The 19,957-nt window shown below is 53.4% G+C and carries 16 protein-coding genes and 1 pseudogene; 12 read left to right on the forward strand and 5 right to left on the reverse strand.

The annotated features are described in order from the left end of the window. Window positions 1-276 precede the first annotated feature (276 nt). Complete coding sequence (locus MJ769_RS11320; protein WP_239237248.1) at window positions 277-918, forward strand: hypothetical protein; 642 nt, start codon at window positions 277-279, stop codon at window positions 916-918. A 223-nt stretch (window positions 919-1,141) separates the two neighbouring features. Here the strand turns inward: MJ769_RS11320 and MJ769_RS11325 are convergent, their stop codons facing one another. Both MJ769_RS11325 and tolA read right to left on the reverse strand, forming a co-directional pair. Further along, window positions 1,142-1,984, reverse strand: a complete 843-nt coding sequence (locus MJ769_RS11325; protein WP_239237249.1) for an SEL1-like repeat protein — start codon at window positions 1,982-1,984, stop codon at window positions 1,142-1,144. Then, the gene (gene tolA, locus MJ769_RS11330; protein WP_239237250.1) at window positions 1,962-3,395 is read right to left on the reverse strand and encodes a cell envelope integrity protein TolA; all 1,434 of its coding nucleotides are present in this window, start codon (window positions 3,393-3,395) and stop codon (window positions 1,962-1,964) included. Before tolA ends, MJ769_RS11325 begins: the two co-directional genes overlap by 23 nt. A gap of 561 nt (window positions 3,396-3,956) precedes the next feature. Between tolA and MJ769_RS11335 the strand changes: the two genes are divergently transcribed. From MJ769_RS11335 to MJ769_RS11380, 10 genes and pseudogenes are all read left to right on the forward strand, one after another. Next, window positions 3,957-4,241 carry a hypothetical protein gene (locus MJ769_RS11335; RefSeq protein WP_239237251.1) on the forward strand — a complete coding sequence of 95 codons (285 nt, stop codon included), beginning with the start codon at window positions 3,957-3,959 and terminating at the stop codon, window positions 4,239-4,241. Window positions 4,242-4,299: 58 nt separating this feature from the next. Then, window positions 4,300-5,349: a Fic family protein gene (locus MJ769_RS11340; protein WP_239237252.1), complete on the forward strand. Its 1,050-nt coding sequence runs from the start codon at window positions 4,300-4,302 to the stop codon at window positions 5,347-5,349. Between the two features lie 579 nt (window positions 5,350-5,928). Continuing rightward, window positions 5,929-6,156, forward strand: a complete 228-nt coding sequence (locus tag MJ769_RS11345) for a helix-turn-helix domain-containing protein (RefSeq protein ID WP_239237253.1) — start codon at window positions 5,929-5,931, stop codon at window positions 6,154-6,156. Further along, window positions 6,157-8,589 (forward strand): EcoAI/FtnUII family type I restriction enzme subunit R, encoded by a 2,433-nt coding sequence (gene hsdR, locus MJ769_RS11350; protein ID WP_239237254.1) that lies wholly within the window; start codon window positions 6,157-6,159, stop codon window positions 8,587-8,589. A 49-nt stretch (window positions 8,590-8,638) separates the two neighbouring features. Then, window positions 8,639-10,567, forward strand: a complete 1,929-nt coding sequence (locus MJ769_RS11355) for a class I SAM-dependent DNA methyltransferase (protein WP_239237255.1) — start codon at window positions 8,639-8,641, stop codon at window positions 10,565-10,567. After that, window positions 10,564-11,622: a PDDEXK nuclease domain-containing protein gene (locus tag MJ769_RS11360; protein WP_239237256.1), complete on the forward strand. Its 1,059-nt coding sequence runs from the start codon at window positions 10,564-10,566 to the stop codon at window positions 11,620-11,622. Before MJ769_RS11355 ends, MJ769_RS11360 begins: the two co-directional genes overlap by 4 nt. Next, a complete protein-coding gene (locus tag MJ769_RS11365) occupies window positions 11,622-13,622 on the forward strand; it encodes a restriction endonuclease subunit S (protein ID WP_239237257.1) in 2,001 nt (666 codons plus the stop codon). Before MJ769_RS11360 ends, MJ769_RS11365 begins: the two co-directional genes overlap by 1 nt. A gap of 1 nt (window position 13,623) precedes the next feature. After that, on the forward strand, window positions 13,624-15,414 hold the full coding sequence (locus tag MJ769_RS11370) for an AAA family ATPase (RefSeq protein WP_239237258.1): 1,791 nt from the start codon (window positions 13,624-13,626) through the stop codon (window positions 15,412-15,414). Further along, window positions 15,411-16,262: a hypothetical protein gene (locus MJ769_RS11375; RefSeq protein ID WP_239237259.1), complete on the forward strand. Its 852-nt coding sequence runs from the start codon at window positions 15,411-15,413 to the stop codon at window positions 16,260-16,262. Before MJ769_RS11370 ends, MJ769_RS11375 begins: the two co-directional genes overlap by 4 nt. Before the next feature lie 126 nt (window positions 16,263-16,388). Then, a pseudogene (locus MJ769_RS11380) lies at window positions 16,389-17,318 on the forward strand (virulence RhuM family protein). 544 nt (window positions 17,319-17,862) lie between these two features. On the opposite strand, the gene MJ769_RS11385 reads toward MJ769_RS11380, so the two are convergent. Next, entirely contained in the window at window positions 17,863-18,402 is a 540-nt protein-coding gene (locus MJ769_RS11385; protein ID WP_239237260.1) for a YkgJ family cysteine cluster protein, read from the reverse strand. Between the two features lie 421 nt (window positions 18,403-18,823). On the opposite strand from MJ769_RS11385, the gene MJ769_RS11390 reads away from it, so the two are divergent. After that, window positions 18,824-19,297 (forward strand): DUF2726 domain-containing protein, encoded by a 474-nt coding sequence (locus tag MJ769_RS11390; RefSeq protein ID WP_239237261.1) that lies wholly within the window; start codon window positions 18,824-18,826, stop codon window positions 19,295-19,297. Between the two features lie 47 nt (window positions 19,298-19,344). On the opposite strand, the gene MJ769_RS11395 is transcribed toward MJ769_RS11390, so the two are convergent. Both MJ769_RS11395 and MJ769_RS14770 read right to left on the reverse strand, forming a co-directional pair. After that, a complete protein-coding gene (locus MJ769_RS11395) occupies window positions 19,345-19,779 on the reverse strand; it encodes a hypothetical protein (RefSeq protein ID WP_239237262.1) in 435 nt (144 codons plus the stop codon). Continuing rightward, complete coding sequence (locus MJ769_RS14770; protein WP_445083092.1) at window positions 19,754-19,939, reverse strand: hypothetical protein; 186 nt, start codon at window positions 19,937-19,939, stop codon at window positions 19,754-19,756. Before MJ769_RS14770 ends, MJ769_RS11395 begins: the two co-directional genes overlap by 26 nt. Between the last annotated feature and the right edge of the window lie 18 nt (window positions 19,940-19,957).

Below are 19,957 nucleotides of genomic sequence, written 5' to 3' on the forward strand. Positions count from 1 at the left end.
ACACGGTGTTAAATATTGAAATCATAGCGGCTCCAATATTTAGCACTGGAGATAGACGTTTGACCATCAAGACCGCTGAAGCTCATTATCAAGGGCTAGAGTGCGGCGGTTGTAGCAATCTTAAGCAACAAGGCACATGTTGCAATTAAAGACGGACAGCGGCTGTTCCAGTGGGCTTGCAAGGTAGGTTACAGGCAGGCCATTATGTGTAGGTTATGGATTAGAGCGGGTAATGGTTGCGCCGCCTGAATGTGAGCTAAATTAGAAAGGTGAATTATGGCAACGAATAAGAGCAAAGCAAAACCAGAGGTAAAACCTGCTGATGCCAAGCACGATTCCAACACATTAGAGGTAGCTAAAAAAACTGACGAAACCAAAGCAGAAGCTTTAGCACGAAAAGTAATTATGCCCAGCGTAACTGGCGCGGTAACAATGCAAGCCTTCAAAAAGAACTTTGGTGAAGTAGATTTAATGGCGCTTATCGAAGCAACGCAGGTTCAAATCCAAGCGGTGAAAGATGGGGATATGAAGCGCACAGAATCGATGCTGATAACTCAGGCGCATACCCTTGATACGATATTCAACGAACTGGCACGTCGGGCAGCATTGAACATGGGCGAGTATATCAACACCACTGATACCTATTTGCGCCTTGCCCTCAAAGCCCAGTCGCAATGCCGGGCAACACTTGAGACACTGGCTGAGATCAAGAATCCCCAGCCCACGGCATTCATCAAGCAACAGAATATCGGCGTTAATCAGCAAGTAAATAATGATGCCGTGCCTCTCGCGCACGGGAAAATAAAAAATCAGCCAAACGAACTATTAACAAAAGGGGTGCAACATGGCCAGACACTGGACACCAGAGCAGCGGGCGATTCAATCGGCAAAAATCCGGCAATGGCAGCCGTGGGCTAGTTCAACGGGCGCACGGACAGCGGAGGGCAAGGCCGCGTCATCACGCAATGCATACAAGGGCGGGTATAGGACAATGCTGCGGGAAATGGCTGCGTTATTGCATGAGCAGCGGGAAGGATTGAAGCGGGTTTAAACGACACTTAAAGATAGCCGTTAGTGAAAGAGCTGGCGGCTATTATGGCATAGGTGACTTTGCCACTGTCTTCCGTATTTCTTAATGCACCTACTCGCATCCTTTGAAATTTTTCTGCTTACAGTCACTTGCCATCTGCTGTGCTTCTGCGATTTGCTGGGAGGTGATCAACGTTTCAACGATGTCGCGAAGTTTTACAGCCGTTATATCGCCAGATGCAGCGGCAAGATTAAACCACATATGGGCGTGAACGAAGTCCTGCACAACACCTTTTCCTTCAAAATACAATCCGCCGAGATGAAATAATGACTTGGCATCGCCCTGTACCGCTGCCAGACGAAACCAATTCACAGCTTCTGCGTAGTTTTGCACAACACCTTGACCTTTGTAATACATCTTGCCAAGATTGTTTATCGAAGTGGCATGCCCCTGCACTGCAGCCAGACGGAACCACTTCTCCGCTTCTACATAGTTCTGTGCAACACCGTGGCCTGTGTAGTACATACTGCCAATATTGTTTTGCGCACGTACATCGCCCTGTGCTGCTGCCAGACGTAACCACTTCATGGCTTCAGCATAGTCCTGCGCAACGCCTTCACCTTTATGAAACATCACGCCAAGATTGTACTGCGACTCGGCATCACCCTGTGCTGCTGCCAGACGAAACCATTTCACAGCTTCTGCGTAGTTTTGCACAACACCTTGACCTTTGTAATACATCTTGCCAAGATTGTTTATCGAAGTGGCATGCCCCTGCACTGCAGCCAGACGGAACCACTTCTCCGCTTCTACATAGTTCTGTGCAACACCGTGGCCTGTGTAGTACATACTGCCAATATTGTTTTGCGCCTCCGCATCGCCCTGGACTGCTGCGAGTCGCGCCCTTTTAACTGCGCTTTCAAAATCATCCTCATTTATGATCAGCAATGGCATTTTCGACCTGTTTTTTCATTGCGTCCTGCTCTTGTCCGTTGAATTTATCGTCCTTAAATTCGCCTTCGTACGTAGTGCCGTCGGGTAGCGTAAGGGTGCCTTGGCCGTTGAATTTGTCGTTCTTGAACTCACCGACATATTTAGAGCCTGAGCTGTATCTATACTCTCCAAAACAATTCGTCCAAGTTGCAGTCTCGTATGTCCCAGGACAGGACGGTAGTCGGTCATACTTCACGATTGGACTAAACTTGAGGCGCAATTCACGAAAATTATTGAATAGCGCCGCATTCGGCGGCAAGGGCAACGGCTCCGATTTCTTGATGGCGCGTTCCACTGCACTGTCATATGCCGCGCTTCCACTCGGCTTAACCAATTTTGCATTTAACACCATGCCACCAGGTAGCATGGTCACTTCAAACTCCGCAATCACATCAGCTGATATATCCGGCAGCAACACGATATTGCGGCGTATCTTGGCCTGAATCTTAGCCGTATACTCATCCACCACTTTGTTTATAGCAGCTGCTCGTGCAGCGAGTGCTCTCTCTTGTTCAGCTTGTTGAGCTTGCCGCACGGCGCGCGCACGCTCCTGTTCAACTTTCGCTTGCCGCTCAGCCTGCTCCTTCTGCTCCGCCAGCCTCTTCTCCTCGGCCTGCGCCTGCGCTTTCTCTTCAGCTCGTGCCTTCTCTTCAGCTCGTGCCTTCTCCTCGACTCGTGTCTTCTCCTCGGCTAGAATTTTCTGTTCCGCCTTAGCTTTTCGTTCCTCCAATGCTTTTCTTTCCGAATTGATGCTGCGTTTGGCTAACTCTTCCACCCATTCAACGGGAACAGCGAAATTGAGGTTTTGCCCTTCGGTTATAAAAAAAGTAGTCAATCCGACTAACGCGCCGTTCTCATCGAATAGTCCGCCACCGCTGGAGCCAGGAGAGATTGCTGCGGTGATCTGGATGATGAGGTCGCCTTCAACCTCGCGCAGGCTGGAAACGATACCGTCCGAAAGCGTAAGTTCTAGGCCTTTAGGGGCGCCGATTGCAAATACCTTCGCGCCGACTTTGAGCATTTTAGTGCTGCCGACCACAACTGCCGGTGCGCCAAGACCCACGACGCGAAGAGAGCATACATCCCGAACCAAGTCAGAATATTGCAGGACAGCAGGAAACTTTTTATTGTTGCTGCGTACCTTGAGCTGGCTGGCATTTTTGATTACGTGGCAGTTGGTCACTACATCCCCGTCTGGCAGTACGACGCCGCTACCCAATGCAGCAATTCCTCCTTTATTGTTGATGTTTTCTACGACGACCGTACTTCTTGCGGCTTGTTCGTAAATTTCGCTAGCAGTCTTGGCGTGGACAGTGGAAGCCACAAAGAGGAGAACAACGGTAAACGCGGCATGTCGAAACGAGAGGCTCATTCGTTGATTCTCCCGTTGCATGGGATCGGTTAGTTGGTGTAGAGGGCAGGCTTGAACATGATGGCTCCCCTCTGATATTTATTGATCCTGATAATATAGCAGAAGAAATCGTTATTCAATCAAGCCAGGATGATACATGCAAGTATCAGGGCAATCCGCACGTTCGCGTGAAAGGGCATGACTTTTGTGAGCAACGAAATCTAATACAATTAATGAATTGCACTGCTTGGTGAGCAGCCATGCTAGTAGAGTAGTTGAAAAGTGTAGTTCGATTGAGTTGCAAATAAGCCATGAAAACGGGTTGGCGCAACTTGAGCAGCAGGCAAACTCAAGGGGCAACTTTGGGGGCAACAGGTCAAGCACGAACTGCATTTATCCAGCATTCATGCTGGTTGACGCTGTGTATTCGGTAGACGCCGCCCCAACGGGGTGCAACGCCGTCCTAGTGACGGCGTTTTTATTTTGTAATTCTGGGATTTATTGTCCTGTAATGTCTTGCTAAATCCAGCGCCATCCGAACACAGTGGGGGTATTGCACTAAATCGAACCGGAGATAAAGTTATGGCTGGGGGTATTGGGACTGGAAGGCTTACGGATAAAGGCGTCAAGGCATTCGTGGCGAATGCGGTACGCGGCAAAAAACTCGCCGACGGTGGTGGACTATATTTGTCCGAGCCCCTCGCTGCGCCAGCGCTCCAAGGTGACCTCGCTGAGATGCCAGCGCGCGGCCAGTTGCTTTTGATTGAGGTGGACGAAATCCATGCGCCAGCTTATTCACCGCAGTTTTTGCGGCGAATACCGCGATCAATCTCCGCAGGGCAGCCAACCGCACAAGATTGGGTGTAAATGGGCGTCCTAATGGGTGTCTCTCGAAATTGGGTGTAAATGGGTGTAGTATTGGTTCATGCTGAAAACCGACACCCTCCAGATCACCCCGGAGATCCTGAGCCTCATCGCCAGGATTGACGAGTTCAAGGGCGCCTGGCGCGCTTTGGGCAACCTCGCGCCCGATCGCCTGTCGGCGCTGCGTCGAGTGGCCACTATCGAGAGCGTCGGCTCCTCCACACGCATCGAGGGCAGCAAGCTGTCAGACCGGGAGGTGCAGCTGCTGCTGTCGAATCTGGAGATCAAGTCCTTCGCCACCCGCGACGAGCAGGAGGTGGCCGGCTACGCCGAGCTGATGGATTTGGTGTTCGCGTCCTGGCAGGACATCCCGTTCACCGAGAACCACATCAAGCAGTTGCACCAGATCCTGTTGTGCTACAGCGAGAAGGACACCTGGCATCGCGGCAACTACAAGACCAACTCGAACAGCGTCGCTGCCTTCGACGAAACCGGTGTGCAGATCGGCATCGTGTTCCAGACGGCGTCGCCCTTCGACACGCCCCGTCTGATGACAGAACTGGTGGCATGGGTGAACCAGGAGCGTGAGACGGCCCGTCTGCACCCGCTGCTGATCATCGCCCTGTGCGTCGTCGTGTTTCTGGAGATCCACCCCTTCCAGGACGGCAACGGGCGGCTTTCCCGCGTGCTGACCACGCTGCTGCTTCTGCAGGCCGGCTATGCCTATGTGCCGTACAGCTCGCTGGAAAGCGTGGTCGAGCAGAGCAAGGAAGCGTACTACCTCGCTTTACGGCAGACGCAAGGGACGATCCGCACCGAGGCACCGAACTGGCAGCCGTGGCTGATGTTCTTCCTGCGCTCCTTGGCCGAGCAGGTCCGGCGACTGGAGAAGAAGGTCGAGCGCGAGAAGATCGTGCTCGCGGCCATGCCGGAACTTCAGCTACAGATCGTCGAGTTCGCCCGCGAGCATGGTCGCGTCACCATCGGCGAGGCCATCAAGCTGACCGGGGCCAGCCGCAACACGCTCAAGCAGCATTTTCGGGTGCTGGTTGAGCGCGGCACGCTGGACCAGCACGGCAGTGGCCGTGGGGTCTGGTACGGCCTGCGCTGAAGGTTACGGACGCGGGTTCAATTCCGCGTTTTTGAAATGAACCGGGCCGGGAAAGCAGACGAGGTTGAACGGCCTTGCCGGTGACCAATCGCGGCGAAACCTGCTTGATTGACCGAAGCCGGACGGGGCGTCGGCGGGCTTTTCGATTGAGTTCGCAATGGTTCGCAGGAGCCCGCAGCGCTTCGATTCCGTACTTTCAATAGTCGTTTGATGCGGGGTACCATCCCACCACCAATGTTAAAGCCCCGACTATTTCAGTTGGGGCTTTTTCTTGCCCAGTCGACCAGCTTCCTTGATATGGCACGTGTACTTTTCGGATTGCGCAAGACGACTCTCAAAGGCTTCGGCTCACTCTTTGTTTACTCATGTCAGGACGCGGCCTTGTTGCCCATTGGCTCGCCTAAAATTGAGTAATGAGCGCATCCGATGCCCCATTCCTGCCCTCAGCTCATGATGCTGGTTTGCCCCCCAAGGGCAGAGGCGATTGCAGACCCGGCAGTCGTGGCTGCCAAAGCCGGTCTCTGTTAGACTGATAACGATTTAGAACGACTTTGAAGCTTCAATCTGAGCGCCAATGCCATGAATTCCGAACCGTGGGTCACTGCTATCGATGTCGCCCGTCATCTGGGCGTCGTTAAAGACACCGTCTACCGCTGGCGCGAGCGCAAAGGCCTGCCCGCGCACAAGATCGGGCGACTGTGGAAATTCCAGCTGTCCGAGGTTGACGAATGGGTGCGCACAGGCGGTGCCGATGAGGACACAGCGCAAGCTGACCCAATCGCTGCGCACCGCGGTTCAGGAGAGTAAATGGATAAGTACCTGCTCAGCGAACGCGATATCTGCACCAAGTTCATCACCCCCGCCATCCAGCAAGCGGGTTGGCAGCAGCATCAATTCCGTGAAGAAGTCTGCCTCACCGATGGCCGTGTTATGGTGCGCGGCAAACTGGCTGCTCGCATTAAAAATCCTGACGCCAAAGGTGGCCCCAAACGTGCCGACTTCGTACTCTACGCTAGGCCGAATGTTCCCATTGCCATTGTCGAAGCCAAACAGGCAAAATTTTCAGTGGGGCACGGCATGCAGCAGGCATTGGCCTATGCCGAAATGCTGGATGCCCCTTTTGCCATCAGCAGCAATGGCGATGGCTTTCTGATCCATGACCGTACTGGCCTCACCCAGCCTGTCGAACGCGAATTCCAGATTAGCGACTTTCCCTCTCTGGATGATCTTTGGCCACTGTACCAACAGTGGAAAGGGTTGGCTTCGCCCGAAGCTGTCCAACTCATCGAGCAACCTTTTTATACCGATGGCAGTGGCCGTGAGCCACGTTATTACCAGCGCGTAGCCATTAACCGTGCGGTCGAAGCCATTGCCAAAGGCCAGCAACGCGTGCTGTTGGTCATGGCCACCGGCACTGGCAAAACTTACACCGCATTCCAGATCATCTGGCGCATGTGGAAAGCCAAGGCCAAAAAACGCATCTTGTTTTTGGCCGACCGCAACATCCTCATTGACCAGACCATGCAGCAAGACTTCGCCCCCTTTGGCGAGGTCATGCACAAGGTCACCAATCGCGAGATCAAAAAGAACTACGAGATCTACCTTGCCCTTTATCAGGCGGTCACCGGCAAGGAGGAATGGAAGCAGATCTACAAGCAGTTCCCTGCGGATTTCTTCGACCTGATCGTGGTTGACGAATGCCACCGAGGCAGCGCTGCTGACGATTCGGCCTGGCGTGAAGTGCTTGACTACTTCAGCAGTGCCACTCATTTGGGCTTGACTGCCACGCCCAAAGAAACCAAAGATGTCAGCAACATCAGCTACTTTGGCGACCCGATCTACACCTACTCGCTCAATCAAGGCATCGAGGATGGTTTCCTCGCCCCATACAAGGTCATCCGCATCGCCACCGACGCCGATGCTGTGGGCTACACCCCTGAGAAGGGCAAGGTCGATAAGCTGGGCAATACCGTCGAACAACGGCAGTACAATACCAAGGACTTCGACCGCAACTTGGTGCTGGAAAAGCGCACCCAGCTGGTTGCCAGCAAGGTGTGGGAATACCTCAAAGGCACCGACCCAATGGCCAAGACCATCGTCTTTTGCGATGACCAAGATCATGCCGAACGTATGCGGCAAGAGCTGGTCAAGTTGATTCCGGCCGCTGCCAGCAATCGCCGTTACGTCATGCGCATCACCGGTGATGACAACGAAGGCAAGGCCCAGCTCTCGTACTTCATCGACAACGACGAGCTTTACCCGGTCATTGCCACCACATCCAAGCTGCTCACCACCGGTGTCGATGCCAAGACCTGCAAGCTCATCGTGCTAGACCAGAACATCAACTCGATGACCGAATTCAAGCAGATCATCGGGCGGGGCACCCGGCTGCGTGAGGACTACCAGAAGCTGTATTTCACCATCATGGACTTCAAGGGCGCCACGCGCCTGTTCGCCGACCCGGATTTCGATGGCGAGCCAGTGGTGATCTACGAACCCAAACCCGACGAACCCGTGGTGCCACCAGAAGACGAGAATCCACCGGGTATTGGCGAACGCGAAACTCCACCATATCTACCTGGCGCGACAGGTGGCGATGACACCGGCGGTAATATGGGTGGAGGAGGTGGCGGCGAACGCCGCACCAAATACGTAATCGACGACGTGAACGTACGCGTGGCCGTGGTGCGTTCGCAATACCTCGATGCCGATGGCAAGCTCATCACCGAGGACTACCGCGTTCTGCTCAAGGACGACATTAAAAAAGCGCTGCAAGCCGAGTTCGGCACCATGACCGACTTCCTGCGCCGCTGGAACAGTGCCGAGCGCAAACAGGCTGTGCTGGAAGAACTGGCCGAACACGGCGTGCCGCTCGATATCCTGCAACAGGCGGTAACCAACGGCAGCGAGCTTGATGTGTTTGATCTGGTCGCACACGTAGCTTTCGACCAAAAACCACTTACTCGCCGCGAACGCGCCAACAACGTCAAGAAGCGCGATGTATTCGGCAAGTACGGTGAGCAAGCCCGCGCTGTGCTCGAAGCCCTGCTTGACAAGTTTGCCGACCACGGTGTGCAAGACATTGAAGACGCCAAGGTACTGGAGCTGCCGCCGTTTGATCAGTTCGGCAGCAAAACCCAAATCCGGCGCGGCATTTTTGGCGGCGTCGAACAATACACACAGGCCGTACACGAGCTCGAACAAGCGCTCTACGATTTACCCGGACAAAAGCAGGCTTGACCTTTAATCACCATCAGCGCTCAGGCTGAAAAATTAAGAAAAGAATTCAATGAATTTAAGCAGCACCATCAAGTCCATTCAGGACATCATGCGCAAGGACGACGGTGTCGACGGCGATGCCCAGCGCCTGGGTCAGCTCACCTGGATGCTCTTCCTCAAAGTCTTCGATCAGCGCGAAGAAGAATGGGAAGACGACAACAAGAAATACAAATCACCGCTACCCGAGCGTTACCGCTGGCGCAATTGGGCCGCCTATATCGTGGATGCCGAAGGCAAAAAGAAGCCGCAGATCGCCGCAAGCGATTTGGTGCCCTTCGTCAATAACGAGCTTTTTCCGGCCCTGAAAGAAAAAATAGACGCCAGCCAGAGCCCGCAGCACAAGGTCATCAAGCAGGTATTTGAAGACGCCAACAACTACATGAAATCCGGCCCGCAGATGCTCGCCGTGATCGAGAAGCTGGAAGACGCCATCAACTTCCACGACTTCAAAACCCGCGCCAGCCTGGGCGATGTCTACGAGCAAATGCTCAACGACCTGCGCGGCGCAGGCAATGCGGGTGAGTTCTACACCCCGCGCGCCATCACCTCCTTCATGGTGGCGCAGGTCAATCCCAGCTTAAAGAATCGTGAAACACTCATGGACCCGGCCTGCGGCACTGGCGGCTTCCTGACCGCAGCCATCGACCATTTTCGACATGAACTGGAGCGAATGAAGTCTCCTCGTCCGGAAGACAAACGCGCCATTGAAGAACTGATCCACGGCATTGAAAAAAAGCAACTGCCGCACCTGCTGTGCACCACCAATATGCTGCTGCACGGCATCGACGTGCCCAGCCAGATCGAGCACCGCAACACCCTGGGCATAGGCTGGAACGAATGGAGTGCCAACAACAAGGTTGACTGCATCATCACCAACCCGCCCTTCGGCGGCTATGAAGATGATGGTGTGGGTAGCGACTACCCGGCCGACCTGCGCACCCGCGAAACCGCCGACATGTTCATGGCGCTCATCATCAAAAAGCTGCTCAAGGTAAATGGCCGTGCCGCCGTGGTGCTGCCGGATGGGTTTTTGTTTGGCGACGGCATCAAAGGCACGCTGAAAAAGCTGCTGCTGCGCGACTGCAAGCTGCACACCATCATCCGCCTGCCCAAGGGCGTGTTCGCCCCTTACACCACCATCAAGACCAACCTGCTGTTCTTCACCAAGGGCGCCACGGTGGATGACGGCACCGAGCACTTCCACACCGACAGCATCTGGTTCTACGAGCATCCCTACCCGGCGGGCTACAAAAGCTATTCCAAAACCAAACCCATCCGGCTGGAAGAATTCAAGTCTGAGCAGGACTGGTGGGGCGACGAAACCAACGACTTTGCCGACCGTGTGGAAAATGAATTCGCCTGGAAGGTCGATTTCAAAGCCAAACGCGAGCAGGCCGATTCAGCAGCTAAACCTCACTGGAATAACGCAGAGAGACTTCTCAATCAAGCGGCCCATGCACGCAGACAAGCCAAGTATCTAAGCGACTCACTTACAGGTAGAAGAAAAAATGACGGAATATCCGAACTATTGCGAGAGCAAATAGAGGATTTGCAATCTGATCTTAAGAAGGAAAATGACGAACAGTGCATCTACACATCAGTTTTGCTTGACTGTTTGAATTCAGCATTGATCGAAATCATTCCCGAAAAAATTATTGGCAGCTTGACCCGCTCCGCTGAGCATCTTCGCAGCGTAGCCGAAGCGATTGATTTGCAAGCGCGCGATGCGCAGGCGGCAGGCGACCGCCTCTACTGGCCCATCTTCAACCTCGACCTCAAAAACCCCAACGCACCCGAAGAAGAAACCCACGACCCGGATGTGTTGCTGGAGAAATACAAAAAGCTGCTGGGCGAAATTGAAGAAACCGAAAACCAGCTCAAAAGCGAACTGGCCGCCGCGCTGGCGCATCATTTCAACACCGAGGCAGTGGAAAAATGAAGCTGACCACCCCCCCGTCCACACCCGTCGATAAGCAACTGCTGGGTGATATTCGCAGCCTCATCGAACAGAGCCGCCAACAGCTCACCGTCACAGTCAACAGCACGCTAACCATGATGCACTGGCACATCGGCCAGCGTATCCGCAACGAGGTACTGCAAGGCGAGCGCGCCGCCTATGGCGAGCAAATTGTCTCCGCACTGGCGAGACAATTGGAGGCCGACTACGGGCGCGGTTTTTCCAGCAAAAACCTGCGCCACATGCTGCGCTTTGCCGAGGCGTTTCCCGAAGCCGGGATAGTCTCGACACTGTCTAGACAATTGGCCTGGAGCCATTTTCTGGAGCTGATCTACCTGAAAGACCCACTTCAGCGTGAGTTTTATAGTCACATGTGTAGTCAGGAGCGCTGGAGTGTGCGGCTGCTGCGAGAGCGCAAGGAGTCAATGTTGTTCGAGCGCACCGCGCTTTCACGCCAGCCCGAATCGCTCATCGCCACCGAGCTGGCCACACTGCGCGAATCTGGGGAGATCACACCCGCATTACTGCTCAAAGACCCTTATGTGCTCGACTTCCTCGGCCTCACTGACCGTTATCTCGAAAAAGGTCTCGAAGATGCCATCCTGCGCGAACTGGAAAACTTTCTGCTGGAGCTAGGGGCAGGTTTCACCTTTGTCGCGCGGCAAAAACGCATTCAGATCGACAACGACGATTTCTACATCGACCTGCTGTTCTACAACCGTCGCCTCAAACGTCTTGTGGCGATTGATCTGAAACTGGGTGACTTCAAAGCCGAATACAAAGGCCAGATGGAGCTCTACCTGCGCTGGCTGGCCAAATATGAACAAGAGCCCGGCGAAGCCGCACCCTTGGGCATCATTCTATGCAGCGGCAAAAAGCAGGAGCAGATCGAACTGCTGGAGCTCGATGCCAGCGGTATCCACGTAGCCGAATACCTCACCGAACTGCCGCCCAAGGAAGTTCTGCAACAAAAACTGCACGACGCCATTGCCATATCGCGCGCCCGGCTGGAAAACCGCAGCGGGGAGCAAGCCTGATGGATACACAGCAGTTCTTGGCGGAGTTTGGGCATATTGCGAATGCGCCCAATGGTATCGTTCAATTGCGAGAGCTTGTACTTTGCTTGGCGATGCAAGGAAAGCTGATTCCGCAGGGGCCAGAAGAATCTACTTCAGCAGCATTGTTGGCAACGGTTGAGCAGGATAAGGCGCGATTAATTAGTAGTGGAGTAATCAAATCACCAAAGCCCTTGCCCGGAGTTGGCCCGAGCGATATTAGTCATGCCCTCCCATCGACTTGGGCTTGGGTCCGTTTCGGTGACATTGCCCTGCACAACTCGGGAAAGACACTTGACTCTGTCCGTAATAGCGGTTTGCCTCGCGATTACATTACGACCTCCAATCTCTATTGGGGAAGATTTGAGCTTGGCAACGTCAAGAAAATGCTCATCCGAGAGGATGAGCTTGGTAAATGCACGGCTCGAAAGAACGATTTGTTGATCTGCGAAGGTGGCGAGGCTGGTAGGGCTGCCGTATGGGTTGCCGATACAGAGGTTTGTTTTCAAAACCATGTACATCGCGCAAGGTTCTACGGAGGCATAAATCCGTTTTTTGCTTATCGTTTTTTCGAGAAGCTCAATTGCACAGGGGAAATAAACGCACATCGTAAGGGCATCGGCATTTCAAACATGTCGAGCAAGGCATTGGCCATGATTCCGTTTCCCTTGCCACCTGTGGAAGAACAATCCCGCATCGTCGCCAAAGTCGATGAGCTGATGGCCTTGTGCGACACGCTGGAAGCGCAACAGCAAGCCCGCCGCAAACTGCAAAACAATCTAAGACTATCCACCCTGCAAGCCGTCGCCAGCGCCACCAGCCCGCACGAACTGCAATTCACCTGGTTGCGCCTGGCCGAGAACTTTGGGCAGCTGTTTCATGTGCCGGAAGACGTCGTCGCGTTCAAAGGATTGATTCTTGATTTGGCAGTATTGGGCGAGTTGCTGAACATTGAGCATTGTCACAGTTCCACTGGTGACGATCTGATCAATGCAATAGCTATAAAACGCATCGAGTGGTCAAAAAATTCGACTGGGCAGGAACAAAAAGAAGCATTAGCGGTGTTGAGGAAGCTTCGCACGCAACATGTAGCTATTTCCGACGTGGGATTGCCAGAACATTGGACGTGGGCATCAATGTTGCAGGTGTCGCAAGTAATTATTGATTGCGACCATAAGACGCCAGCTTACGCTGATAGCGGAATTCATTTAATCCGCACAACCGATGTTCGCAATGGAAGTATGCGTCTTGATGCCACTAAAAAAATATCTAAGGAAAGCCACCTTGCACGCTCAAGACGGTTGACGCCACAACCTGGCGACATTTTTTTCACGCGCGAAGCCCCAATGGGTGAGGCCGCTATCGTTCCAAACGGGGAGTCCGTCTGCCTTGGTCAGCGACTTATGCTCATCAGGCTTTTTGGCCAGCTTTTCAGCAATAGATTCTTTATATACGTCATTCAAAGTCCGAGCTTTCAAAAGAGACTAAAGGTGTCGGCCATTGGGATGACGGTTAAGCACATAAATGTTGGAGATGTTGAAAATCTAATGATCCCCGTTCCACCGAGGCCCGAGCAGGATCGAATTGTTGCAATTGTTGACGATCTTTTCCGTATGTGTGACCACTATGCGGATCAGCTATCTCGAAAGCAACGTATTGCTACTAATCTTGCTATCAGTGCCGTTTCCAACCTTACAGGCATCGCCATCGAACAAGAAGAGGAACCCATGAAAGCCCCGCAAACCGAACTGATTGCCCCACTACGTTTGGGCACTGCGCCCGACATCAAAGCCCAGGCCCCACTGGCTACCATTCTGGCCCGTAACAACGGCGAAATGAGCGCCAAGGATTTATGGCAACGCTTTGGCGGAGAGGTTGACGCGTTTTATGCACAATTGAAAAACGAGGTGGCTCACGGCTGGATTCTGGAACCTGCGTCCGCCGAAATGCGCGAAAAACAAAACGACGCGGTGAGCGCCTGATATGCAGCTACAGCGCATCCGCATCCCGGCCTTCCGTAACCTGCGCGATCTAGATATCGTGTTCGATACGCACTTGCAGCCTGCTGCGGGCGCACCGCCGGATGCTCAGGCCAAACCTATCCGCAGCCACGCGCTGATCGGCCAGAATGGCACCGGCAAGTCCAATTTGATCGAGGCGCTGATCACCATCTTCCGCGATGTCGATCTGGACAGTAAAGCGGCCTTCGATTACACGCTGGAATACAGTATTCGCGGCCATGCAGTTCGCATCGAAGCGGATACCGCCAAGCAGAAGCGCCCCTTTGTGTGGGTGGACGGTGATCGCGTCAACCAAGACTACCTTAATAAAAACGATCCGCCTGAGAAGTCACCGCGCGATGAACGACGCGGCCCGCGCTTACTGCCGACACATGTCTTTGCCTACTACTCGGGTCGCAATGAGCGTATTGAGACTCTGTTTCAGGAGCATCAGCGCCGTTTCAACCAGCGCCAGGAAATCACCGCTGACGAGGTGCTGTCTGAAGATTTGCTGGAAAACTTTAGCGGCACTGAGGCCGACATTCGCGCCGTGGAAGAGGCCAAACGCCGCCGCGAGTCGCGGCTGAAGCAAGCGGGCGACGACCGTCTTCGCCGCTTGTTTTACTGCCGGGGCGGCCACAGTCAGCTGGTGCTGCTGGCGTGTTTGCTATCCGATGACCCGGTGTTTCAGAAGGTGCTCAATAACCTGCACATCGAGTCACTGGAATCGGCGTTGTTCGTTTTGAAGGAACCCCACCGCCTGCGTGAAAAACGCCGTGGCGGCAAGTTCAACGAACAGGAACTGAACGAGGGCGACCCGCGCTTCTGGTATGCGCGGGGCAATGTGGTGAGCGAATTTCTCGACAAGCTTTGGCAAGTGGCCTGGGCGCCGATTGAGCAAGAGGCCACCAAGCAGATTGACTTTCGGGGCCGCACAGAAAAGCAGAAACAGCTTTATCTGTTTGTGCCAAGCCAGGATAAACTTAAGCAACTGGGAGAATTGGTCGGCAGCACCGACAGCTTTTTCCGCTATGCCGAGGGCGCCTACATCGGCGACCTGATCGACGAAGTGCGCATCACCGTCAAGAAACGCGACGAACATGGCGGCAAGGTGAGCTTCACTCAACTATCAGAAGGCGAGCTGCAAATGCTCACCGTGCTGGGCCTGATGCGCATCACCCGCGAGGACCATTGCCTTTTCCTGCTCGACGAACCGGACACCCACCTCAACCCGATCTGGAAGCTGCGCTACTTCGACGACATTGAAGGCGTGCTGACCTCTGACGACGGCGCAATGGTGCAGGGTGAATCGCAAATCCTCATCACCACCCACGACCCCATGATGGTAGGCAGCCTCAAGCGCGAGCAGGTGCACATCCTGCGCCGCGATGCCAATCGCACGGTGGTGGATACGCCGGATGAACACCCGCAAGGCATGGGCGTGACGGGGCTGCTCAAAAGCGAGCTGTTCGGTTTGTCGTCCACGCTGGACATTGAAACCGAACGGCGACTTTTCCGGCGCAATGAGTTGTTCGTGACATCGCCGCGCACAGTGGAAGAAGACGCAGAACTTTCACGTCTTTCTGCTGAGTTGTCTGACCTCGGCTTCTCGACTTCCGATTTCCGTGATCCGGATTACGCGTTGTTCGTGAGCAAGATGGCGCAACACCGCCGCTTCCGCAAACCCGTATTGACGCCTGAAGAGCAAGCCGAACAGGATAAGATTGCCGATTCCATCATCGACGAAATCTTGCGTGAGGAGGCAGGCGAGTGATCTTCATCGACCTGGAAAATAAGTTGCCGACTGATGCTGACCTGCCTGCGAACATTCGCTGGAAGCAGAGTGACTGGGATTCGTGGCTGGCTAAATCAGCTCGTTTGGTGGGGGAGCTAGCGAAACTAGATGCCGCAGGGCAGATCAAGGATCGCAACGAGTTGATCGATAAGTATGGTGGTCATTGGGGGAAACTCAAGTCTTGGCTGTTGGCGTTGTCAAATGGCAAGTGTTGGTTCACCGAGGCGCGCGACATTGCATCGCACTTGGATGTGGAGCACTTCCGCCCGAAGAAGGCCACGCGAAACGGCAAAGGGCCAGAGCGCGATGGCTATTGGTGGCTCGCTTTCGAGTACACCAATTTACGCATTGCCGGCACCGTGCCCAATCGAAAGAAGGGCGCCTGGTTTCCGCTGCGTCACGGCTCTCGGTGCTCGACCTACGCCCATCGTTGTGAAGGGGACGAGGTTCCTCACTTCCTTGATCCGACAAACGCCCACGATGTGACGCTGTTGGCGTTTGACGAGGAAGGGAAAGCTGTGCCCGCACCGGGCATCCCACGCTGGGAAAACGTGCGGGTAAAGCGCACCGTGGAGCGCCTGAAACTCACTGAGCATCAGGCATTGGCCGAGGAGCGCCGGAAGGTCTGGCAGAGGACTGCAATGCTCATCAACAAGTACCAGCAGGCACTGTCAGAGTCACGAACCTCCGCAGCAGCGCGCGAACGAGTCAAGGCAACGGCTCGCGACATTGTTTGCCTCACCAAGCCGGAGACTGAGCTTTCGTCAGTGGCGAAGTGGTGTATCCGTTTGTGCAACGATCCGCAGCTTTCTAGGCTGGCGGGTTGAGGATTGACGATGATCGAACTTCAAGCCCCCCAGCCTGGTGAATTCCTCCTCTACGAAACCGAAGATGGCCGTGCTCGCGTCGAGTGCCGATTTGTGGAAGACACGCTTTGGCTGTCCCAGGCCATGATGGCCGATCTGTTCCAGACCTCGCCTCAGAACATCACTCTGCATCTGAAGGCGCTATACGCTGAGGGTGAAATCGCACCCGAGGCAACCTGTAAGGGTTACTTACAAGTTCGATCAGAGGGAGCGCGGCAGGTCCGGCGCGGCGTCAAGTTCTACAGTCTCGACGCCATCTTGGCCGTCGGGTATCGAGTCCGCTCCGTGCGTGGTACACAATTCCGCCGCTGGGCAACCGAGCGCCTGTCGGAATACTTGGTCAAAGGCTTCACCCTGGATGACGTGCGTCTGAAGAATCCGCCACTGGCCGGTTCAGCGGTACCAGACCGTTTTGACGAGTTGCTGGACCGCATCCGCGACATCCGTGCCAGCGAGCGCCGGATGTATCTGCGGGTGCGCGAGATATTTGCGATGGCGGCCGATTACTCGCCATCGCTCCCAGAAATCACCCAGTTCTTCCGCTTCATTCAGAACAAGCTGCACTTCGCCGTCACCGGCAAGACGGCCGCCTAACTGATTGCCGAGCGCGTAGACAGCAACTTCCCCAACATGGGCCTGATCACTTGGAAATCGGGCGGCATGCAGAAAGCGGATGTGACCGTGGCCAAGAACTATTTGCACGAGCCGGAGATTGGCGAACTCAATCGTATCGTAACGATGTGGCTGGACTTCGCAGAGGATCAGGCGCGCAGGCGCAAGGATGTATTCCTGAAAGACTGGGCCGAGAAGCTGGACGCATTCCTGCAATTCAACGAACGCGAAGTGTTGGAGGGTGCAGGCCGGGTTTCCAAGAAGCAAGCAGACGCCCATGCGGAGAGCCAGTACGTAGAGTTCGCCGCCCAGCGGCGGGCGCTGCTTGAGGCGGAAGGAGCCGAGTTCAATGTGCGCGCGCTGGAGGATGCCGCCAAGGCACTTCCGAAGCCAAAGAAGAAGTGAAGCAGGGACGGCAGTTTTCCAAAACTTCCGGGTAACTGACCACCAACATACAGCTGCCGCGCCAGTGTTCATAAGCTCGGGAGGTCAGTCGGCACATGGACAACCGTCCGCCACAAATATTGAAGCCCCAACAGTTGTCAGTTGGGGCTTTTTCTTGCCCGATCGTGCCGGTTTTTCCATGTTGTTGAGGCTTTCTGCGGACTGCGCCGGTCAGTCTCTCAGCCCGTTCCGGGGCACATTCCCCGCTCTCTTGGCCGTTCCTCGCGCTCTGAAGCAATCCGGTAAGTCGGGTTAGCGTCAGCGTAACCCGACAAAAATCATTCATACCCAATGCCTTAGGAATAAACAGATTAAGCATACCCCAGTTTTTATCAACAATGCTATCTTGGACATGCCGATGAATACTAGAGTATTTCCAGTCAATCAGAACAGTATTGGGTCAAATCGCTCAATCAGTACATATGAGCAAGGATATCGAATTGACGAATTAAGGTGAAGAGGTCTGTAGGCTAATATGAATCAAGTAACTTGACTCATTACTTGTTCATTCGCGTGCCATCCGCGAAGGCCATTTTTCTTCTATTTGTGTTCCGTTATCCCAACATTCAAACCAGTCTGTCAACGCGTACATTTCGCCAAAGTTGGCGAGTCGGCGATCAATCGCATCGTGATTACCCCAAACCACATCATTCAAGGCGCCATCGGCTACACGGGATTCGATGTCATGGCAATAAAGTCCCAGATCGCGCTGGACGTAGAAGCCATAAGTGCGGCATGCCACCGGACGTTGGGCATAGACAGTGCAGGAGCCGGTAGCAAGATCCAGCAGTGGGCAGGTGACTGGAGCTGACCGTTGGTCGTTCAAGGTGGCCATGTTGCTGCGTATTTCTTGAAGGCGTTCCGGCGGTAGACCTGCCAAACCTTCCCGCAACAAGTCCCATTCTGCTCGCGTTAATTGAGGTACGTCGGCGAGCCGCCGACAACAATTGTCGCAGCCCTTACCGCAAAGCCAGTCGGTACGATCCTGCCGGATGATTTGGACGCGTTCGTCAATGTCGGTATGGAGTTGGGTCAGCGTGGTCATGATTTATCAATCAGATTTAATTAGCTAGATTTGCCTTGGCACTGGCCAAGTCGCTTAATCAGTATATACAAGCAAGAATATCGAATTAACGAATAAAGTAGAAGCAATTTTAAAATTTATTATTAATCAAGTAACTTGATCCATTATTCAGCAACCAAGAGGTACGGTGCATGGCGTAATGTTTCTGCGCGAACACCAAGTTGTGGAAGTTGTATCGGGTCACTTGGATAGATTGAAGAAATTGCTAAATTTACAATTAAAGATTGTGAAAAAGTAGCCGATATCCTTGAAGTGATATGTTCAAATTTTCGGTTGAGCTCCATTCAACCGGGGATTTAATTCTGTATATAACATTTTATTGTTGATGTGATGCTTAGCTCAAGCTAGCCAATTTAGTTTACCTCATGGAGGACGTTTCATAGTGAAGGCGCTAATTGTTGCAATCGTTCTTATAGCCCTTGTTGCTTTTATTCTTTTCTTTCTAAAAAAACGCAGGGCTTCTGGTACAAGTAATGAACCATGGCCCTTCTATGTAAAAACTCCCTTAACTGAACCAGAACAAATTCTTTATCACCGCATTGTTGCAGCAATGCCTCAGTGTATTGTGTTGGCGCAAGTGCAGCTATCCCAGGTGCTCGGAGTGAAAAAAGGGTTTAACTTCATAAAGTGGAACAACCGCATCAACCGCATGAGCATCGATTTTGTCGTGTGTCTCAAGGACTCATCTATCATCGCTGCCGTGGAGCTTGATGACAAAACACACGAGCAAGCATCACGTATTGAGGCCGACGGAAAGAAGGCGAAGGCGCTGTCTGCTGCGGGAGTAGAGCTCATACGTTGGCACGTAAGCGAATTGCCCGATGAAAGAGCTATTCGCCAAGCATTCACCAACTAATCAGCGGGCTGTTTATTTATACATGTGCATATATGCACATGTATAAGCTAGGCTTCCCTAAACTTTATCTCTAGCAGCCTGTCGGACTTAAAGAATCGTAGCGAAAATTGAGCTGAGCGAGGGTAGATTTTGCGAGCTTTCACCTTGCGGCGAAATGCCTGCTTACCCCATTTGATGATTTTGCAGGGTAATAGTTGTTCTATTGCCCAAAAAAGCGGCGAAATATACACCGCTCCGCTCAATTTGCAGCCGATTTCCTTTAAGTCCGACAGGCTGCTAGCTGCGGCGACTTGTTCGTGCGTTGAGCCTGTTGGACTTAATAGGAAATAGGCTGCAAATTTTTCTGTGCGGTATTCTCTATGTTCATCGTGGCTAACTGTATTCCAGAATGAATTAACGTGATGCCGCTTGTCGGAAAACAGAGTCAGTTGCTTGTGGACACTGGGGCAGCAGTTTTTAGAAATATCTGGTGCCGTAAACATACTCGCTTAATACCGCAAAAAACTCCGCTGGAGTGGTTGCATAATGATTGATAAAGGCTGCTTTCCCCGCTGTCACTTGCAGGCAAAGTGCATCGTTGCCCCACTCAATGCTTCGGCCCATTTCCCCTGCTCTTGCCACGAAGCAGTGGCTGCATGCCATTCGTTGCCCATTAAGAGC

This window comes from Candidatus Nitrotoga sp. BS (assembly GCF_927797785.1).
Classification (GTDB): domain Bacteria; phylum Pseudomonadota; class Gammaproteobacteria; order Burkholderiales; family Gallionellaceae; genus Nitrotoga.

What these genes read in the sequence shown, in the direction of transcription:
- MJ769_RS11320 (WP_239237248.1), top strand. Translation starts at nt 277, where the DNA reads ATGGCAACGAATAAGAGCAAAGCAAAACCAGAGGTAAAACCTGCTGAT.
- MJ769_RS11325 (WP_239237249.1), bottom strand. Translation starts at nt 1,984, where the DNA reads ATGCCATTGCTGATCATAAATGAGGATGATTTTGAAAGCGCAGTTAAA.
- tolA (WP_239237250.1), bottom strand. Translation starts at nt 3,395, where the DNA reads ATGAGCCTCTCGTTTCGACATGCCGCGTTTACCGTTGTTCTCCTCTTT.
- MJ769_RS11335 (WP_239237251.1), top strand. Translation starts at nt 3,957, where the DNA reads ATGGCTGGGGGTATTGGGACTGGAAGGCTTACGGATAAAGGCGTCAAG.
- MJ769_RS11340 (WP_239237252.1), top strand. Translation starts at nt 4,300, where the DNA reads ATGCTGAAAACCGACACCCTCCAGATCACCCCGGAGATCCTGAGCCTC.
- MJ769_RS11345 (WP_239237253.1), top strand. Translation starts at nt 5,929, where the DNA reads ATGAATTCCGAACCGTGGGTCACTGCTATCGATGTCGCCCGTCATCTG.
- hsdR (WP_239237254.1), top strand. Translation starts at nt 6,157, where the DNA reads ATGGATAAGTACCTGCTCAGCGAACGCGATATCTGCACCAAGTTCATC.
- MJ769_RS11355 (WP_239237255.1), top strand. Translation starts at nt 8,639, where the DNA reads ATGAATTTAAGCAGCACCATCAAGTCCATTCAGGACATCATGCGCAAG.
- MJ769_RS11360 (WP_239237256.1), top strand. Translation starts at nt 10,564, where the DNA reads ATGAAGCTGACCACCCCCCCGTCCACACCCGTCGATAAGCAACTGCTG.
- MJ769_RS11365 (WP_239237257.1), top strand. Translation starts at nt 11,622, where the DNA reads ATGGATACACAGCAGTTCTTGGCGGAGTTTGGGCATATTGCGAATGCG.
- MJ769_RS11370 (WP_239237258.1), top strand. Translation starts at nt 13,624, where the DNA reads ATGCAGCTACAGCGCATCCGCATCCCGGCCTTCCGTAACCTGCGCGAT.
- MJ769_RS11385 (WP_239237260.1), bottom strand. Translation starts at nt 18,402, where the DNA reads ATGACCACGCTGACCCAACTCCATACCGACATTGACGAACGCGTCCAA.
- MJ769_RS11395 (WP_239237262.1), bottom strand. Translation starts at nt 19,779, where the DNA reads ATGTTTACGGCACCAGATATTTCTAAAAACTGCTGCCCCAGTGTCCAC.
- MJ769_RS14770 (WP_445083092.1), bottom strand. Translation starts at nt 19,939, where the DNA reads ATGGCATGCAGCCACTGCTTCGTGGCAAGAGCAGGGGAAATGGGCCGA.